Raw genomic sequence first — 15463 nt, 5'->3', positions numbered from 1 at the left:
CTACTTCGAGAGCTTCGCGTCCTCGATGATCACCGGGTAGGCGTAGCCGGCGCCGAAGTCCTTGTCGACGCGGACCGTGCCCTTCACGAGGACGACGTCGCCGACCGCGGCGTCGTCGTTCGTCGTGATCGTGATGTCGTTGTCCTTGCCGGCCGTGCCGGAGCCGTCGCGCAGGTGGAGCCAGTTCTTGCCCATGATGCCGGCGTTCCACTTCACGACCTTGCCGCGAACGGAGACGCTCTTCTCCTTGAGCGCCGCGCGCTGCGTCCACACCTCGGCGACGGTCCGCGCGTCGGGGCCCCCCGCCTTCGGGACCTTCACGTCGCCGACCTCCTTCGGGCCGGCCGCCGCGGCCGCGTGCGCCGCCGCCATCGACTCGGGCCCCTGGCCGCCGGGCGCGGCGCCCATCATCCCGCCGCCGCCCATGCCGCCGCCCACCGGAGCGCCCGCGGGGGCCTCGCCGCCGCCGAGCGTGCCGAAGTAGACGACGTCGAACTTGCGATTGAGGGTCTTCGACTCGAAGTCCTTCATCGGCATCGCGCCCGCGACCGTGACGTCCTTCCCCTTCTCGACGTCGGTCTTCGGCACGGCCGCCCAGGTCTCGCCCTGCGCGGTCTTGAGCTTGAGGTAGCTGTACGGCGGAGCATCGAGTCGCTCGAGGACCTTGCCCTGGAGCCCGGCGGACGGGGCCGCGACCCCATCCTGGGGCGCCGGAGCGCTCGGCTGCGCCGCGTTGCTCTGCGGCAGGGCGGGCTCTTGCTTCTTGCATCCCGCCACGGCCAGCGAGACGAGCATCACGACGGACAAACGACGCATGTGGAGAAACCTCCGTATCGCGAGTTGCGCGAGACCCCTGCTTCGAGGGGGCCGTAGCATAAACCCATGTCGGGACGATTTCGATCCCGGAAAAGCCGCTCACGGCACGCCATGTGAAGGGTCGCGCAGGCCTTGCGCCCGGCCTGATCACCGCGGCCCGCGGCTGCAAAGCTGTCGGCGCGGGAAGGCGTGCTCTACCCCCTAAGAGGCAGGTCGCCCCGGGTCAGCCGCGCAGCTTGTAGCCGGACCGGAGCATGGCGTAGGCGGCGCCGACCGCGCCCGTCGCGACGACGACGAGCAGCGCGGCCCCGACCGCGGGCGGGGCGTCGGAGATGCCGAGCATCCCGAACCGCACGCCGTCCACCAGGTAGAAGATCGGGTTCACGTGCGTGAAGGCGCGGAACGGCGCCGGCAGCATCTCGATCGAGTAGAAGACGCCGCCGAGGAAGGTGAGCGGGGTGATGAAGAACGTGGGGAAGAAGTTCACCTGCTCGAACGAGCTCGCCCAGATGGCCGTCATGAGCCCGAACGCGGAGAACGCGACCGCCGCCAGCACGACGAGCGCGAGCGCGAGCAGCGGGTGGGCGACCTCGAAGCCGCTGAACGCCCCGGCGACCGCCCACGTGACGGCGCCGACGAGCAGCCCCCGCAGCACCGCGGCGACGACGAACCCGGCGAGGATCTCGCCGTAGGAGAGCGGCGACACCAGGAGGTCCGTGATCGTCCCCTGCAGCTTCATGACGAACATGGACGACGCGGTGTTGAGGTACGCGTTCGTCACGACGCCCAGGGTGACGAGCCCGGGCACGATGAAGCGCGCGTAGGGCACGCCCTCGACCTCGCGCAGCCGGCCGCCGAGCGAGTATCCGAAGACGATGAAGTACAGCGCCGTGGTGATGACCGGCGAGAGGAGCGTCTGCCCGGGCACGCGCAGGAACCGGCGCACCTCCTTCTGCAGCAGCGTCCACAGCCCGAGCGAGATCACGCCGGCGCCCCCTCGCGGTCGCGCGACACGAGCCGCACGAACACGTCCTCGAGCGTCGTCCTGCGCGTCTCGACGTCCCGCACGGCGAGCCCCTCCTCCGCCACCGCCGCGAGCAGCGGCCCGAGCGCGTCGCCCCCCGAGGCCTCGAACGACACGACCGAGCCGCCGGCCTCGAGGCGGGCGCCCGCCGCCGCGAGCGGCGCGGGCAGGGCCGCGAGCGGCCGCGCCAGGGAGAGCCGCAGCACCTTCGCGCCGTGGCGCGAGAGGAGCACGTCCTTGTCCTCGACGACGAGGAGCCGTCCGCGGTCGATGACGCCGATGCGGTCGGCGAGCTCCTCCGCCTCCTCGAGGTAGTGCGTCGTCAGCACGATGGTGGTCCCGCGCTCGCGCAGCCGCCGCACGTAGCTCCACAGCGCGCGCCGGAGCTCGACGTCCACGCCCGCGGTCGGCTCGTCGAGGAACAGCACGGCCGGATCGTGGACGAGCGCCTTGCCGATGAGCAGCCGCCGCTTCATGCCGCCCGAGAGCGCCCGGCTGTTGGTGGTGCGCTTCGCGAGGAGGTCGAGGGCGCCCAGGATCTCGACGAGCCGCTCCTCGGAGAGCCGCACGCCGAAGTAGCCGGCCTGCATGCGGAGCGTCTCCTCGACGTTGAAGAACGGGTCGAAGTTGATCTCCTGCGGCACGAGCCCGATCGCACGGCGCGTCTCGCGGTAGTCGCGGACGACGTCGTGCCCCAGCACCGAGATCTCGCCGGAGGTCGGGCGGAGGAGCCCGGCGATCATCGAGATGAGGGTGGTCTTGCCGGCGCCGTTCGGGCCGAGCAGCCCGAAGATCTCGCCGCGGCGGATGCCGAGATCGATCCCGTCCACCGCGACGAGCGGGCCGTACCTCTTCGTGACTCCGCGGATCGCGACGACGGTGTCCACGGGCGGCACTCTAACGCGGGCGCGCCGCGGAGGCGGGTTTATGGCGCGGCGCCTGCGCGCGCCGCCCGCCGCTCACCCGAGCCTGCGCTGGAACCGGAGCGTCGCCGCCGCCACGATGGCGACCCCGATCACGAGCAGCACGACGAACTGGAGCCACAGGTCCGCGAACCCCGCCCCGCGGAGCAGCACGCCGCGCATGATCTCGGCGTACCAGCGGATGGGGTTCAGCAGCGTGAGCGGCCGCAGCCAGCCCGGCATGGCGAGGATGGGCGTCATGAGGCCGGAGAGCAGCACCGCAGGGATGGTGAACAGGAAGCCGCCGAGGAAGGCCTGCTGCTGGTTCGCCGAGACGGTGGAGATGAGGAGCCCCGCCCCCAGGGTGGTGAGGAGGTACAGGAGGGTGCCGACGAGCAGGAGCCCCAGGTTCCCGCGGATGGGGATGGCGAAGAGCCACGTCCCCACGCCGACCAGCAGCGTCACCACGACGAGGCCGATCACCACGAAGGGCGCCATCTTCCCGACGAGCAGGTGCACCGGCCGGATCGGGGTCACGAGCACCTGCTCGAGCGTGCCCATCTCGCGCTCGCGCGCGAGCCCCATGGCCGAGGTGAAGGTCGTCACGATCACGAGGAGCATGGCGGCGATCCCGGGGACCATGTACGGCGCGGTCGCGAGGCCCGGGTTGAAGGCCACGCGCGGGATGGGCCGGAGCTGGGCCGGCGGGGTCTGGCCGCTCGCCTCGATCCGCTCGCGCGCGAGCCGCTCGCCGAGCTCCGAGAAGAAGCGCGACACCGCGCCCGAGGTCACCGTGGTGCGGTTCGGGTCGGTGCCGTCGAGCAGCACCTGCACCTCCTGGCCGCGCCCCGACAGGCGGTCCGCCTCGGCGCGCCGCTCGAAGACGAGCGCCGCCGACGCGCGGCCGGCGTCGAGGGCCGCGCTCGCCGCCTCCGCCGAGCGCTCCTCGCCGACCGACAGGAGCGTCCCGTCGGCGAGCAGCCGCCGCGCGTCCTCGCGCGAGGTGGCGCTGCGATCGGCGTCCACGACCAGCGTGGGCACCCGGTCCACCTCGAAGTCCACCGCGAAGCCGAACACCACCGTCTGGATGAGCGGCGCGACCACGAGCATGAACATGATGCGGCGATCGCGCACCGTCTGCTGGACCTCCTTGCGGAAGATCGCGGCGAGCTGGACGCGGGCGGAGGGACGGACGGGGCCGGTCACGCGAGCCTCCGCTGGAAGCGGGCGGTGGCGAGGCCGATCACCACCACCGCGAAGACGGCCAGCGCGACCAGGTCCGGCCAGAGCACGTCGAGGCCGTTCCCCTTGAGCAGCACGCCGCGGAGCCCGTGGACGAGGTAGCGCGCGGGGATCACCCGCGAGATCTGCTGGAGGACCACCGGCATGTTCTCGATGGGGAAGATCATCCCGGAGAGGAGGAGCGAGGGGAGCAGCGAGGACATCGTGCCGGCCTGCGTGGCGACGGTCTGGTTCTTGGCGATCACCGAGACGAGCAGCCCCTGCCCCAGCATGCCCAGCAGGAAGACGAGGCCCAGCGCCGCGAGCGCGAAGCCGCTGCCCCGCATCGGCAGGTCGAACGCCGTCATCCCGAACGCCACCACGAGCAGGAACTCGAGCAGCCCGAGGCCGAGGTAGGGCAAGAGCTTGCCGAGGACGATCTCCAGGCGGCCGATGGGCGACGCGAAGAGCTGCTCCATCGAGCCGCGCTCCCACTCGCCCGCGATGGTGAGGGCGGTGAGCAGCACGGCGGTGATGGCGAGGAGGTACGCGGCGAGCCCCGGCACCATGTAGAACGCGGAGCGGCCGTCGGGGTTGTACCGGGTCCAGACCTTCACCCGCACGGGCGGGGTCCTCTCCCCCACCTCCAGGGTGGCCAGGCGCTGGGACTCGGCGCGGACGAGCGCGTCGGCCTTGGCGAGGAGCTGGTTCGCGACGAGCGCGTCCGCGCCGTCGACGAGGAGCTGCACCGGCACCACCTCGCGCGCCAGCAGGGCGCGCTCGTAGCCCTTCTCCACCACGAGGGCGGCCACCGCCCGCTCCTTCCGGAAGGCGCCGAGCGCGGCCGCCGGATCCGGGAGCTCGCCCACCGAGACGAGCTCGCGCGACGCGGTGAGCGCGTGGACGAGCGCGCGCGACGACTCGGTGCGGTCCTGGTCCACGACCGCGAGCGGGATGCGATCGATGTCGAACGCGACGCCGTAGCCGAAGAGGAACAGCAGCAGCACGGGCATCCCGAGCGACATGTAGAGCGTCCGCGGATCGCGGACGATGTGGCGCCCTTCCTTCGCGGCCATGGCGTAGATCCGCACCAGCGACCGACCGATTCGACCCTTCACGTCGCGGCCTCCCCTCGCGCCTCGCGCCCCACGACCGCCAGGAACACGTCCTCGAGCGACGGCTCGGCGCGGTCCACCGCCACCTCGCGCGCGCCCGCGGCGGCGAGGATCCGGGCCACCCCGGCCTCGTCGAGGCGGGCCGGATCGACCCGCAGGTGCAGCCCGGCGCCGAACGGCTGCACGGACCGGACGCCGTCGCGCCCCGCCAGCGCCGCCGCGGCGCCCGCGAGCCCCTGTCCGCGCGCGACCAGCACGCGGTCCGGGACCCAGGTGCGCTTCAGCCCCGCCGGCGAGTCGAGCGCCACCAGGCGTCCGTCCACCATCAGCCCGATGCGCCGGCAGTACTCCGCCTCGTCGAGGTAGTGGGTGGTGACGAACACCGTGGTCCCGCCCGAGGACAGCTGGCGGATGAGCCGCCAGAACGCGCGGCGCGCCACCGGGTCCACGCCGGCGGTGGGCTCGTCGAGGAACACCACCTCGGGCCGGTGGAGGATGGCGCCGGCGAGCGCCAGCCGCTGGCGCATGCCCCCGGGCAGCGAGCCGGTGATCGCCGCGTCCTGCCCGGCGAGCCCGGTGAGCTCGAGCAGCTCTCCGGCGCGCACGCGGAGCGCCTTGCCGGAGAGTCCGTAGGCGCCGCCGAAGAAGAGCAGGTTCTCCATCACCGGCAGGTCCAGGTAGAGGGAGAACTTCTGCGACATGTAGCCGATGGACGCCTTCACGGAGTCCGGATCGGCGGCCACGTCGTGCCCGGCGACCCGCGCCGTGCCGCTCGTCGGGGCGAGCAGGCCGTTCAGCATGCGGATGGTGGTGGACTTCCCGGCGCCGTTCGCGCCCAGGTAGCCGAAGATCTCGCCGCGCTCCACCTCGAAGCTCACCGCGTCCACCGCGGTGAAGGCCCCGAAGCGGCGGGTGAGCCCTCGCGCCTCGATGACGGGCGCGCCGGGACCGGGCGCGCTCATGCCTCCTCCTCCCGGATCCGCGACAGGAACAGGTCCTCGAAGTCCGGCGCCACGGGCGCCAGCGTGGCGCCGAGCGGCGCGAGCGCCCGCGCGAGCTCGGCGGAGGCGCCGCGGGCCACCACGATGCGGAGCCGCTCGCCGGCCGGCGAGGCCGCGCGCACGGCCGGCGTCCGGGCCAGCTCCGCCTCCACCCGGTCGCGCTCCCCGCCGCGCACCTCGTACGCCTCGTCGCGGAAGCCGGCGATGAGCGCGGGCGGCGCGCCCTCGAGCAGGAGCCGCCCGCGGTTCATGAGCCCCACGCGCCCGCAGCGCTCGGCCTCGTCCATGTACGGCGTCGAGACGAGCACCGTCATGCCGCCGTGCACGAACTCGTGCAGGAGCGCCCACAGCTCCCGGCGGGAGACCGGGTCCACGCCGTTCGTCGGCTCGTCGAGGAGCAGCACCTCCGGCTCGTGGAGCAGGGCGCACGCGAGGGCGAGCTTCTTGTACATGCCGCCGGAGAGCGCGTCGGCGCGGCGGTCGAGGAACGGCGCGAGGCGCGTGATCTCCAGGAGCCGCTCGGCGCGGCGGCGGTACACCTCGCGCGGCAGCACGAAGACGCGCGAGAAGAAGCGGAGGTTCTCGCCCACCGAGAGATCGCGGTACAGGCTGAACTGCTGCGGCATGAGCCCGACCCGCTCCCGCACCGCGTGGTCGTCCGCCGCGAGCCCGAGCACCCGCGCCTCGCCGCCGTCGAGGCGGATGAGCCCGGCGAGCGCACGGATGGCGGTGGTCTTGCCGGCGCCGTCGGGCCCGACGAGGCCGTAGAGCTCACCGCGGCCGACCTCGAAGGAGAGCCCGTCGAGCGCCGTCACCTCGCCGAAGCGGCGCGAGAGGCCGCGCGCCGAGAGCGCCGGTCCCGCGCCCGCCTCCGGAGCGGCCTCGCCGCGCGCGGCGTGGAGCTCCTGCACCTAGCGCCTCCCCTCGCCGATCGTGACCTGCACGGGCATCCCCGCGCGCAGCTTGCCGTCGCGGTTCTTCACCGTCACCTCGACCGGGTAGACGAGCCGGTCGCGGTCGGTGCGGGTCTGGATGTTGCGCGGCGTGAACTCGGCCTCGAGCGCCACCGTGCGGACCGTGCCCTCGAACCGCTCGTCCGGGAACGCGTCCGCGACGACCGTGGCCTTCGCGCCGGGCTTCACGGCCCCCACCTCCGCGTTGGGCAGGTAGAAGGTGGCCTTCACCTCGGTGAGATCGACGAGCCGGACCAGGGTCGCGCCGGGCGAGACGAGCTCCCCTGCCTCGTGCGGGAGCGTCGCCACCTCCGCGTCGCGCGGCGCGCGCACCTCGCACTCGCCGACGAGCAGCCTCGCGCGCTCCACCGACGCCTCGGCCGCGCGCATCTGCGCCACCGCGGCCTCGGCCTGCGCGCTCGCCGAGCGGATCCCGACCTCGGCGGCGCGGACCTGGGCGGCGCTCGCGATCGCCTGCGCCTTCGCCGCCGTGGTCTGGTGCTCGAGCCCGGCCGCGGAGGCCTGCGTCTGGTCGATGCTCGAGGCGGGCACGTCCTGCGGGAGCGCCTCGAGCCGCTTCGCCTGCCGGGCCGCCGCGTCGCGCTGCGCCGCGAGCGCGGACGCCTGCGCCCGCGCCGCCTCCTCGGAGGCGCCCGCCGCCGTGCGCGCGCGCTGCGATGCCTGGATCTGCGCGCCCGCCGCGACCGCCTGCGCCTTCGCCGCCGCGAGCCGTGCCTCCGCCTCGGCGAGCTGCGCGGCCGGGTCGGCGCAGTCGAGCCGGACGAGCAGGTCGCCGGCCTTCACGCGATCGCCCTCCCGGATGCGGAGCTCGAGGATGCGCGCCCCGACGCGCGAGGAGAGGTCGACGTCCGTCCCCTCGATCTCCCCCGACCCGCCGGAGGGCGCGGCGAGCGCCCGCGCCTGCGTCCAGAGGCGCAGCGCGATGAGGCTCGCGAGGACGACCGTGAGCACGACGAGGATGACGACGACTCGACGCATCGGTGGGCTCTCCTGTCCCGCCGCCGGGCGGGGCGCTGTCCAGAGCGCAAGGCGCGTGCCGCGCGGGTCCCCGTCCCCCGCCGCCCCGGAAGCCCCTGTTTCCGCGAGGAGACCTCGCTCTATCGTAAGGAAATCCGACAGGCCCGTTCGGATTGGTTCACAGCTCGTTCGGGGCTGCACGCACGCAAGTGCGCGCTGGCGCAGCGCGCGCCGATGGGCACCGGGCTTGCTCTACCGCCGCTGCCCGGCGAGCGCGCCGAGGGAGGAACGGGATGATCGAGACCGTGCTGATGGTGTGGATGGTGACCGGAGCGGCAGGGGCGACGGCGGCGTCGACCGGGACGCCGACCTCGACCTCGGGGCCGGCGCCCACCTCGACCTCGACCTCGACCCCGGCCCCGGCCCCGACGTCGAGCTCGACCCAGCCCCCCACCCCCGCCCCTGCCACGCTGTCCCTCTCCGCCGCCCTCGCCGAGCTCGACGCGCAGAACCTCACCCTCGCCCAGGCCCGCGCCCGCGCGGACGAGGCCTCGGGCGTCGCGCGGCAGGCCGCCGCCCCGCTCCTCCCCACCCTCTCCGCGGGCGCGACCTACACGCGGAACAGCGACGACGCGATCGTCTCTCTCGGCGCGCTGCTCCCGCTGCAGCCGGGCCAGAAGCCGCCCGCGCCGATCGCGATCCAGCCGCTCGAGCAGCTCGTCGTCTCCGGCGCCGCGCGCGTGCCCATCCTCGTGCCGAACGCCTGGTTCGAGCTCTCCGCCGCGCGCAGCGGCGCGCGGGCGGCGGCGCTCTCGGCCGACGCGGCGCGGAGCGACGTGCGCGCCGGCTTCGCGCAGGCGGCGCACGCGGCCATCGCGGCGGAGGATGCGGTCACCGCCTCCGAGCACGCGGCCGCGAGCGCGGCCGAGCTCGCGCGGAGCGCCGATCGGCGGGTCACCGCGGGGACGGCGGCGCCGCTCGACGCGCTGCGGGCTCGCACCGAGCAGGTCCGGCGGGAGAGCGATCTCGTGCGCGCGCGGGCCGAGCTCGAGCGGGCGCGCCTCGCGCTCGGGATCCTCCTCGGCCGCGAGACGCCGGTGCGGATCGAGGTCCCCGCCTCGCCGGCGGACGCGCCGGCGGAGGAGCGCGACGCCCTCGTCGCGGCGGCGCTCGCCGGCCGCCCCGAGCTCGCCTCGCGGCGCGCCCGGGTGGACGCGGCCGACGCGCAGGTGCGCGGCGCCTGGGCGCGGCTCGCGCCGCAGCTCTCCGCGGGCGCCTCGATCTTCCGCTCGGACGTCGCGTACCCCACCGGCGAGAAGGACGGCTGGCGCGCCACGGTGGACCTCTCCTGGCCGCTCTACGACGGCGGCCTCCGCTACGGGAAGCGCCGCGAGGCCGAGGCGCAGCGCGCCGGCGCGGAGGCGGCGGCCGAGGCGGAGCGGCTCGGGGTGGTGCAGCAGGTGGAGGACGCGCACCGGGATCTCGGCGTCGCCGTCGAGCGGCTCCGGCTCGCGGGGACGCAGCGCGGCCTCGCCGCGGACGCGGCCGCGTCCGCGCGGCGCAGCTACGAGGCGGGCGTGGCCTCGAGCCTCGACGTCATCGACGCCAACGATCGCGAGTACGCGGCGGACATCCAGCTCGCCGACGCGCGCGCGCGCGCCGCCCAGGCGCGCATCGCCCTCGACCGGGCCGCGGGCCGGGCGCCCTGAGGAGAATCATGCGGCGGCACACGGGCGAACGTATCCTTCCGGGCCGGAACGAGCCCATGCCCACTCCCCCCGGCCACCGCGAGATCCAGCACGAGGAGGTCTCCCGGCTGTTCGGGAAGATGGCCGGAGGCAGGCTCGCAGCGCTCCCGCCGATCGTGGTGCTGGCGCTCTGGCTCGCCTGGGTGGAGCCCGCCGCCTGGCGCCGCGTCGCGCTCCTCGTCGCGGTCGTCGGGATGTGCGTGTTCTTCGTCGCCGAGTGGGTGCGCTTCCGGCGGGTGGGGTTCCGGCCGGGCGCGATCCCGCGGAACCTCGTCGTCGCGACGTTCTGGCAGATGGCGATCACCGCCGTCACGGGCGGGCTCGCGAGCCCGTTCCTCTACATCGCCGTGCCGCTCGGGATGATCGCCGGCGTCTTCCTGCCCTGGCGCATGAGCTTCCTCCTCTCCGGCGTGCAGATCGCGGCGGTGTTCACCCTCGCCGCGCTCGGGGCGACGGGCGCGCCGGCCGAGCTGAACCTCCACGTCTTCGGCGGCGGCGCGCGGGTCGGACCGCCGGCCTACCTCTACACGCACGCCGCGATGCTCTCGCTCGTGTTCCTGTTCTCGAGCGGCGCGGGCCGCGCGCTGCGCTGGTCCTTCGACCGGATGATCCTGCGCGCGCTCTCGGCGCAGCAGGCCTCGCTCGAGGCGCACGCGCAGCGCGCCGAGGAGCTGACCGCGCTCTCGGCGGAGATCGCCCACGAGCTCAAGAACCCGCTCGCCAGCGTGAAGGGCCTCGCGGGCCTGCTGGCGCCCGGGGTGCACGAGGGGAAGGCCTCCGAGCGGCTGCAGGTGCTCCGGCGCGAGGTCGATCGCATGCAGGCGATCCTCGACGAGTTCCTGAACTTCTCTCGGCCGCTCGTCCCGCTCGCGCTCGGCGACGCGGACCTGGGCGCGCTGTGCCGCGAGGTCGCGGCGCTGCACGAGGGGATGGCGCGCGAGCGGGACGTCGCGGTCACCGTGCGCGCCGAGGGCGTCTCCGCCCGCTGCGATCCCCGCAAGGTGAAGCAGATCCTCATGAACCTCGTGCAGAACGCGCTCGACGCGAGCCCGGCGCGCGCGGCGGTCGAGCTCGACGTCGCGCGCGGCGCGGACGGCGCGGCGCGCGTGCGGGTGCTCGACCGCGGCCGCGGCGTCGATCCGGCGGTCCAGGACTCGCTCTTCTCGCCAGGCGCGACGACGAAGCCGCGCGGCTCCGGGCTGGGGCTCACCATCGCGCGCGCCCTCGCCCGGCAGCACGGGGGCGACCTCGTCCTCGCCCCGCGGCCCGGGGGCGGCACGATCGCCGAGCTCGTCCTGCCGCCCGCGGCAGGGAGCGGGGGGTACGCGGCATGAGCCCGCTCGCGCGCGTCCTCGTCGTCGACGACGATCCCGGCGTCCGCTACACGCTGCGCGAGATCCTGGAGAGCGAGGGGCTCGCGGTGGACGAGGCGGCGGACGGCGCCGCCGCGCTCGCGCGGCTCGAGACCACGCCGGCCGACCTCGTCGTGACGGACCTGCGCATGCCGGGCATGGACGGCATGGAGCTCCTGCGCCGGGTCGCCGGACGGCCGGGCGCGCCGCGCGTCGTGCTCGTCACGGCGCACGGCTCGGAGCGGCAGGCCGTCGAGGCGATGAAGGCGGGGGCCTACGACTACTTCAAGAAGCCGTTCGAGACGGACGAGCTGCTCGCGGTGGTGCGGCGGGCGCTCGAGGCGGTCCGGCTCACGCACGACAACGAGCGGCTGCAGGGCGAGCTCGTGCTCTCGCGCTCCATGGTGTTCGCCTCGGAGGCGATGCGGCGGCTCGCCGTGCTCGTCGCGCGGGTGGCGCCGCGCGACGTGACCGTGCTCATCACGGGCGAGAGCGGCACGGGCAAGGAGCGGGTCGCCGAGGCGATCGTGCGCGCCTCGCGCCGCGCCGACCGGCCCTTCGTCCGCTTCAACTGCGCGGCGCTCACGCCGGAGCTCGCGGAGGCCGAGCTGTTCGGGCACGCGAAGGGCGCCTTCACCGGCGCGGTGCGCGCGCGGCCCGGCCTCTTCGGCGAGGCGGACGGCGGGACCATCCTGCTCGACGAGGTGGGCGAGCTCGCGCCCTCGGCGCAGGGGAAGCTCCTCCGGGTCCTGCAGGAGGGCGAGGTGCGCCCGGTCGGCGAGGAGCGGACGCGGAAGGTGGACGTGCGCGTGCTCGCGGCGACGCACCGCGATCTGCCGGAGCTCGTGCGGACGGGGAGGTTCCGCGAGGACCTCTACTACCGGCTCGACGTGGTCCAGCTCCGCGTCCCGCCCCTGCGCGACCGGCCCGAGGACATCCCGGTCCTCGCGCGCCACTTCCTCCAGCGCTTCGCGGAGCGCTTCGGGCTCGCCTCGCTCGCGGTGCCGGACGCGCTCGTGGACCGGCTCGCCGCCCACGCCTGGCCGGGGAACGTGCGCGAGCTCGAGAACGCGATCGAGGGGCTCGTCGCGCTCTCCCCGCCCGAGGGGCTCGACCTCTCGCTCCTGCCCGGCGGCGCGGTCCCGGCCGGCGACGTCGGCGCGGCGCCCTCGCTCAAGCAGCGCGTCGAGGCGTTCGAGCGCGGGCTCGTCGTCGAGGCCCTGCGCGCGGCGGAGGGGAACCGCAGCGAGGCGGCGCGCCGGCTCGGCATGTCGCGCGTCACGCTGCACGACAAGCTGCGCAAGTACGGGCTCGCCGGGGGAGGCGAGGAGCCGGGCGGGCGCTGAGCCCGGCGCCCCTCGGGCGCGCGGCCGCTCCCCGACGCGCATACACCCGCGGTGCATCGCCACGCGCCGCCGTCGGGGCCTCCCCGTCTTGCCTCCCCGCGCAGGCGCTCCTCGCCGGCGCGGGCGAGCCATCGTTCAGGCGATGGTCGCGTTCGCGCTCGCCCTGCAGCTCGTCGCCGCGAGCCCCTCCTTTGCCCCGCAGCCCTCGCTCGACGCCGGCGCGTTCCAGGGGCGGGAGCTCGCCGCGGCCGGCCTCGGCGTGCTCGCGGGCGACGCGCTCGTGGTGGGGCTCGGCTACGCCACGCTCCAGCTCTTCGCGAACGACACCTTCTCGCCCACCGCCGGCAACTTCCGCACCGCCGCCTTCGCGCTGGCGGGCGCCGCGCTCCTCCTGCCGCCGCTCGGCGCGACCGTGGCCGCGCGGCTGGCGCGCGTGAGCCCCGCCGCGGGCGGCTTCTGGAAGGCCTTGCTCCTCGCGAACCTGGGCCACGCCGCCGCGCTCGGCGCGGGGTACCTCGCCGCGCCGCGCTTCTGGGTGGTGATCCCGGTGCAGCTCGCCGGCGTCGCCGCCGGGAGCTCGGTGGGGCTCCACTGGGGCCCGCGGGCGCGGCCCGTCGTCCGGCAGGATCCGGGCGGCCGGGCGACGCCTCCGGGCCCCGCGCGGCCGGCGGCGGACGTGGTCGCGGAGGCGCAGCCGCTCTACCCGATGTGCCTGGATCGCTGATCGCCGGCGATGACGGTGAGGGGGGATCCGGCGCCGTGGGTGCGCCCGGCGCCCCCCGCGCGGCCGCGAGGCGGAGCTCGGGCTTCTGGGTTATCTTCCGCCCGCCCCGCACCCGGAGGAGCCCATGGCGAACGGCCTGTTCCGCATCCCCGAGCCCCGCAACGAGCCCGTCCTCTCCTACGCGCCCGGCACGCCGGAGCGCGCCGCGCTCAAGTCCCAGCTCGCCGAGCTCTCGGCGCACGAGATCGAGATCCCGCTCGTCATCGGCGGACGCGAGGTCCGCACCGGCCGGTTCGCCGAGGCCCGCGTGCCGCACCGGCACGGGCAGCGGCTCGCGCGCTGGCACCAGGCCGGTCCGGCCGAGGTCCAGGCCGCGATCGAGGCGGCGATGCAGGCGCGCAAGGCCTGGGCGGCGATGGACCCGCACGACCGGGCGGCGATCTTCCTCAAGGCGGCGGACCTCCTCGCCGGCCCGTGGCGGCAGGTGCTGAACGCCGCCACCATGCTCGGCCAGTCGAAGACGCCCTTCCAGGCCGAGATCGACTCCGCCTGCGAGATCATCGACTTCTGGCGCTGGAACCCGCACTTCATGCAGCGGATCCTCGAGGATCAGCCGCACTCGCCGCCCGGCCAGTGGAACCGGCTCGAGTACCGGCCGCTCGAGGGGTTCGTCTTCGCGGTCACCCCCTTCAACTTCACCTCGATCGCCGCGAACCTGCCGACGGCGCCCGCGATCATGGGCAACACCGTGGTGTGGAAGCCGGCGTCCTCGGCCGTCTACTCCGCCTGGCACATCCTGAAGCTCCTCGAGGCGGCCGGCCTGCCGCCGGGGGTCGTCAACTTCGTCCCGGGCAGCGGGCGCGCCGTCGGCGACCCCGCCCTCGCGAGCCCGGACTTCGCGGGCCTCCACTTCACCGGCTCGACCGGCGTCTTCCACGGCATGTGGCGCACGATCGGCGAGCACCTCGAGCGCTACCGCGGCTACCCCCGCATCGTCGGCGAGACGGGCGGCAAGGACTTCGTGTTCGTGCACCCGTCGGCGGACGTGGACGCCGCCGCCGTCGCGCTCGTGCGCGGCGCGTTCGAGTACCAGGGTCAGAAGTGCTCCGCCGCCTCCCGCGCCTACGTGCCCGAGAGCCTCTGGCCGCAGCTCCGCGAGAAGCTCCTCGGCATGACCGCCGCCATCAAGATGGGCGAGACCGAGGACTTCACCACGTTCATGGGCGCGGTCATCGACCAGCCCGCGTTCGATCGGATCAAGAAGTACATCGAGATCGCCCGCGCCTCCTCGCAGGCGAAGCTCCTCTTCGGCGGCCGCTGCGACGACTCGAAGGGCTTCTTCATCGAGCCCACCGTCATCGAGACGGTGAACCCCCGCTTCCAGCTCATGGAGGAGGAGATCTTCGGGCCGGTGCTGACGATCTTCGTCTACGCCGACATCCGGCTCGACGAGGCGCTCGAGCTGTGTGGCTCGACCTCGCCGTACGCGCTCACCGGGGCGGTCTTCGCGCGCGACCGGGAGGCGATCCTCGACATGGGCAAGCGGCTCGTCGACGCGGCGGGCAACTTCTACGTGAACGACAAGCCCACCGGCGCGGTGGTCGGCCAGCAGCCGTTCGGCGGCGCGCGCGCGTCCGGCACGAACGACAAGGCGGGCTCCATGGCGAACCTCATGCGCTGGGTCTCGCTGCGCGCCATCAAGGAGACCTTCGACCCGCCGACGCGCTTCGAGTACCCGTACATGCGCGAGAAGTGAGCCGGGCGCGGACCTGCTCGATGGAGCGCCCGACGCCCTGGAGCGTGCGCGTCGCCACGGCGGCCGTCGCGCTCGTCGTCCTCGTGCTCGTCACCGGCGCCGTGCTCGTCCTGCGAGCCCCGGAGCCCCGCCTTGCGCAGGTCGGTCAGCTCGGCCTCTACGCGGCGCTCTTCGCGGCGCTCCTCGCCGGGATCCTGACGCGCCGGCGCATCGCCTGGCTGTGGGGCCGGTTCCTCGGGTTCTTCCTGTTCGCCGTCGCGCTCGTGGGCGTCGTCGCGAACGCCTCGCGGATGCGGGCGTCCGAGGTGGCGGCGCTCGCCCTCGGCTTCGCCGGCCCGATGCTCGCGGTGAGCCTCGCGTTCGGGCGCCGGAGCGCCCAGGCCTGGTTCGGGCTCCTGTGCCCGAGCTGCGGCACGCCCTCCTCGCGCGGCGATCTCCTGCTGCGCAAGGTCCGGTGCCCGCGCTGCGGGGAGAGGTTCTAGGCGCGAGGCTTCCGCAGCGCGCACGCGGCGACGCCGCGAGGGAGA

The 15463-nt window shown here is 74.6% G+C and carries 14 protein-coding genes; 6 read left to right on the top strand and 8 right to left on the bottom strand.

Annotated elements, in window-relative coordinates:
• From MNZ39_RS03350 to MNZ39_RS03315, 8 genes are all read right to left on the bottom strand, one after another.
• Positions 1-816, bottom strand: a complete 816-nt coding sequence (locus tag MNZ39_RS03350) for an OB-fold nucleic acid binding domain-containing protein (RefSeq protein ID WP_242334464.1) — start codon at positions 814-816, stop codon at positions 1-3.
• Positions 817-1039: 223 nt separating this feature from the next.
• Positions 1040-1801 carry an ABC transporter permease gene (locus MNZ39_RS03345; RefSeq protein WP_242334460.1) on the bottom strand — a complete coding sequence of 254 codons (762 nt, stop codon included), beginning with the start codon at positions 1799-1801 and terminating at the stop codon, positions 1040-1042.
• Positions 1798-2727, bottom strand: a complete 930-nt coding sequence (locus tag MNZ39_RS03340) for an ABC transporter ATP-binding protein (RefSeq protein ID WP_242334457.1) — start codon at positions 2725-2727, stop codon at positions 1798-1800. Before MNZ39_RS03340 ends, MNZ39_RS03345 begins: the two co-directional genes overlap by 4 nt.
• 72 nt (positions 2728-2799) lie before the next feature.
• Positions 2800-3948 (bottom strand): ABC transporter permease, encoded by a 1149-nt coding sequence (locus MNZ39_RS03335; RefSeq protein WP_242334454.1) that lies wholly within the window; start codon positions 3946-3948, stop codon positions 2800-2802.
• The gene (locus MNZ39_RS03330) at positions 3945-5081 is read right to left on the bottom strand and encodes an ABC transporter permease (protein ID WP_242334451.1); all 1137 of its coding nucleotides are present in this window, start codon (positions 5079-5081) and stop codon (positions 3945-3947) included. Before MNZ39_RS03330 ends, MNZ39_RS03335 begins: the two co-directional genes overlap by 4 nt.
• The gene (locus tag MNZ39_RS03325) at positions 5078-6040 is read right to left on the bottom strand and encodes an ABC transporter ATP-binding protein (RefSeq protein WP_242334448.1); all 963 of its coding nucleotides are present in this window, start codon (positions 6038-6040) and stop codon (positions 5078-5080) included. Before MNZ39_RS03325 ends, MNZ39_RS03330 begins: the two co-directional genes overlap by 4 nt.
• The gene (locus MNZ39_RS03320) at positions 6037-6990 is read right to left on the bottom strand and encodes an ABC transporter ATP-binding protein (protein ID WP_242334446.1); all 954 of its coding nucleotides are present in this window, start codon (positions 6988-6990) and stop codon (positions 6037-6039) included. The genes MNZ39_RS03325 and MNZ39_RS03320 overlap by 4 nt, the downstream gene beginning before the upstream one ends.
• On the bottom strand, positions 6991-8031 hold the full coding sequence (locus MNZ39_RS03315; protein ID WP_242334443.1) for an HlyD family secretion protein: 1041 nt from the start codon (positions 8029-8031) through the stop codon (positions 6991-6993).
• A gap of 272 nt (positions 8032-8303) precedes the next feature.
• Here MNZ39_RS03315 and MNZ39_RS03310 point away from each other — a divergent pair, with 272 nt between their 5' ends.
• The 6 genes from MNZ39_RS03310 to MNZ39_RS03285 all read left to right on the top strand — a co-directional run bounded on the left by MNZ39_RS03310 (position 8304) and on the right by MNZ39_RS03285 (position 15418).
• Positions 8304-9719: a TolC family protein gene (locus tag MNZ39_RS03310; protein WP_242334440.1), complete on the top strand. Its 1416-nt coding sequence runs from the start codon at positions 8304-8306 to the stop codon at positions 9717-9719.
• Between the two features lie 56 nt (positions 9720-9775).
• Positions 9776-11092: a HAMP domain-containing sensor histidine kinase gene (locus MNZ39_RS03305; protein ID WP_242334437.1), complete on the top strand. Its 1317-nt coding sequence runs from the start codon at positions 9776-9778 to the stop codon at positions 11090-11092.
• Positions 11089-12456, top strand: coding sequence for a sigma-54 dependent transcriptional regulator (locus MNZ39_RS03300; RefSeq protein WP_242334434.1), 1368 nt, complete (start codon positions 11089-11091; stop codon positions 12454-12456). Before MNZ39_RS03305 ends, MNZ39_RS03300 begins: the two co-directional genes overlap by 4 nt.
• A 142-nt stretch (positions 12457-12598) precedes the next feature.
• Positions 12599-13180 carry a hypothetical protein gene (locus tag MNZ39_RS03295; RefSeq protein WP_242334431.1) on the top strand — a complete coding sequence of 194 codons (582 nt, stop codon included), beginning with the start codon at positions 12599-12601 and terminating at the stop codon, positions 13178-13180.
• Between the two features lie 124 nt (positions 13181-13304).
• On the top strand, positions 13305-14936 hold the full coding sequence (gene pruA / locus MNZ39_RS03290; protein WP_242334428.1) for an L-glutamate gamma-semialdehyde dehydrogenase: 1632 nt from the start codon (positions 13305-13307) through the stop codon (positions 14934-14936).
• Positions 14933-15418 carry a zinc-ribbon domain-containing protein gene (locus MNZ39_RS03285; protein ID WP_242334425.1) on the top strand — a complete coding sequence of 162 codons (486 nt, stop codon included), beginning with the start codon at positions 14933-14935 and terminating at the stop codon, positions 15416-15418. Before pruA ends, MNZ39_RS03285 begins: the two co-directional genes overlap by 4 nt.
• Positions 15419-15463: the final 45 nt, after the last annotated feature.

Origin of the sequence: Anaeromyxobacter sp. SG66 (genome assembly GCF_022690805.1) — a bacterium.
Lineage (GTDB): Bacteria > Myxococcota > Myxococcia > Myxococcales > Anaeromyxobacteraceae > Anaeromyxobacter > Anaeromyxobacter soli.
The sequence above is the reverse complement of the archived record's forward strand: the minus strand, read 5'-3'. Positions and strand labels throughout refer to the sequence as shown.

Coding starts and splice junctions, on each gene's coding strand:
- MNZ39_RS03300 (WP_242334434.1), top strand. CDS start 11,089: ATGAGCCCGCTCGCGCGCGTCCTCGTCGTCGACGACGATCCCGGCGTC.
- MNZ39_RS03350 (WP_242334464.1), bottom strand. CDS start 816: ATGCGTCGTTTGTCCGTCGTGATGCTCGTCTCGCTGGCCGTGGCGGGA.
- pruA (WP_242334428.1), top strand. CDS start 13,305: ATGGCGAACGGCCTGTTCCGCATCCCCGAGCCCCGCAACGAGCCCGTC.
- MNZ39_RS03310 (WP_242334440.1), top strand. CDS start 8,304: ATGATCGAGACCGTGCTGATGGTGTGGATGGTGACCGGAGCGGCAGGG.
- MNZ39_RS03325 (WP_242334448.1), bottom strand. CDS start 6,040: ATGAGCGCGCCCGGTCCCGGCGCGCCCGTCATCGAGGCGCGAGGGCTC.
- MNZ39_RS03295 (WP_242334431.1), top strand. CDS start 12,599: ATGGTCGCGTTCGCGCTCGCCCTGCAGCTCGTCGCCGCGAGCCCCTCC.
- MNZ39_RS03305 (WP_242334437.1), top strand. CDS start 9,776: ATGCCCACTCCCCCCGGCCACCGCGAGATCCAGCACGAGGAGGTCTCC.
- MNZ39_RS03315 (WP_242334443.1), bottom strand. CDS start 8,031: ATGCGTCGAGTCGTCGTCATCCTCGTCGTGCTCACGGTCGTCCTCGCG.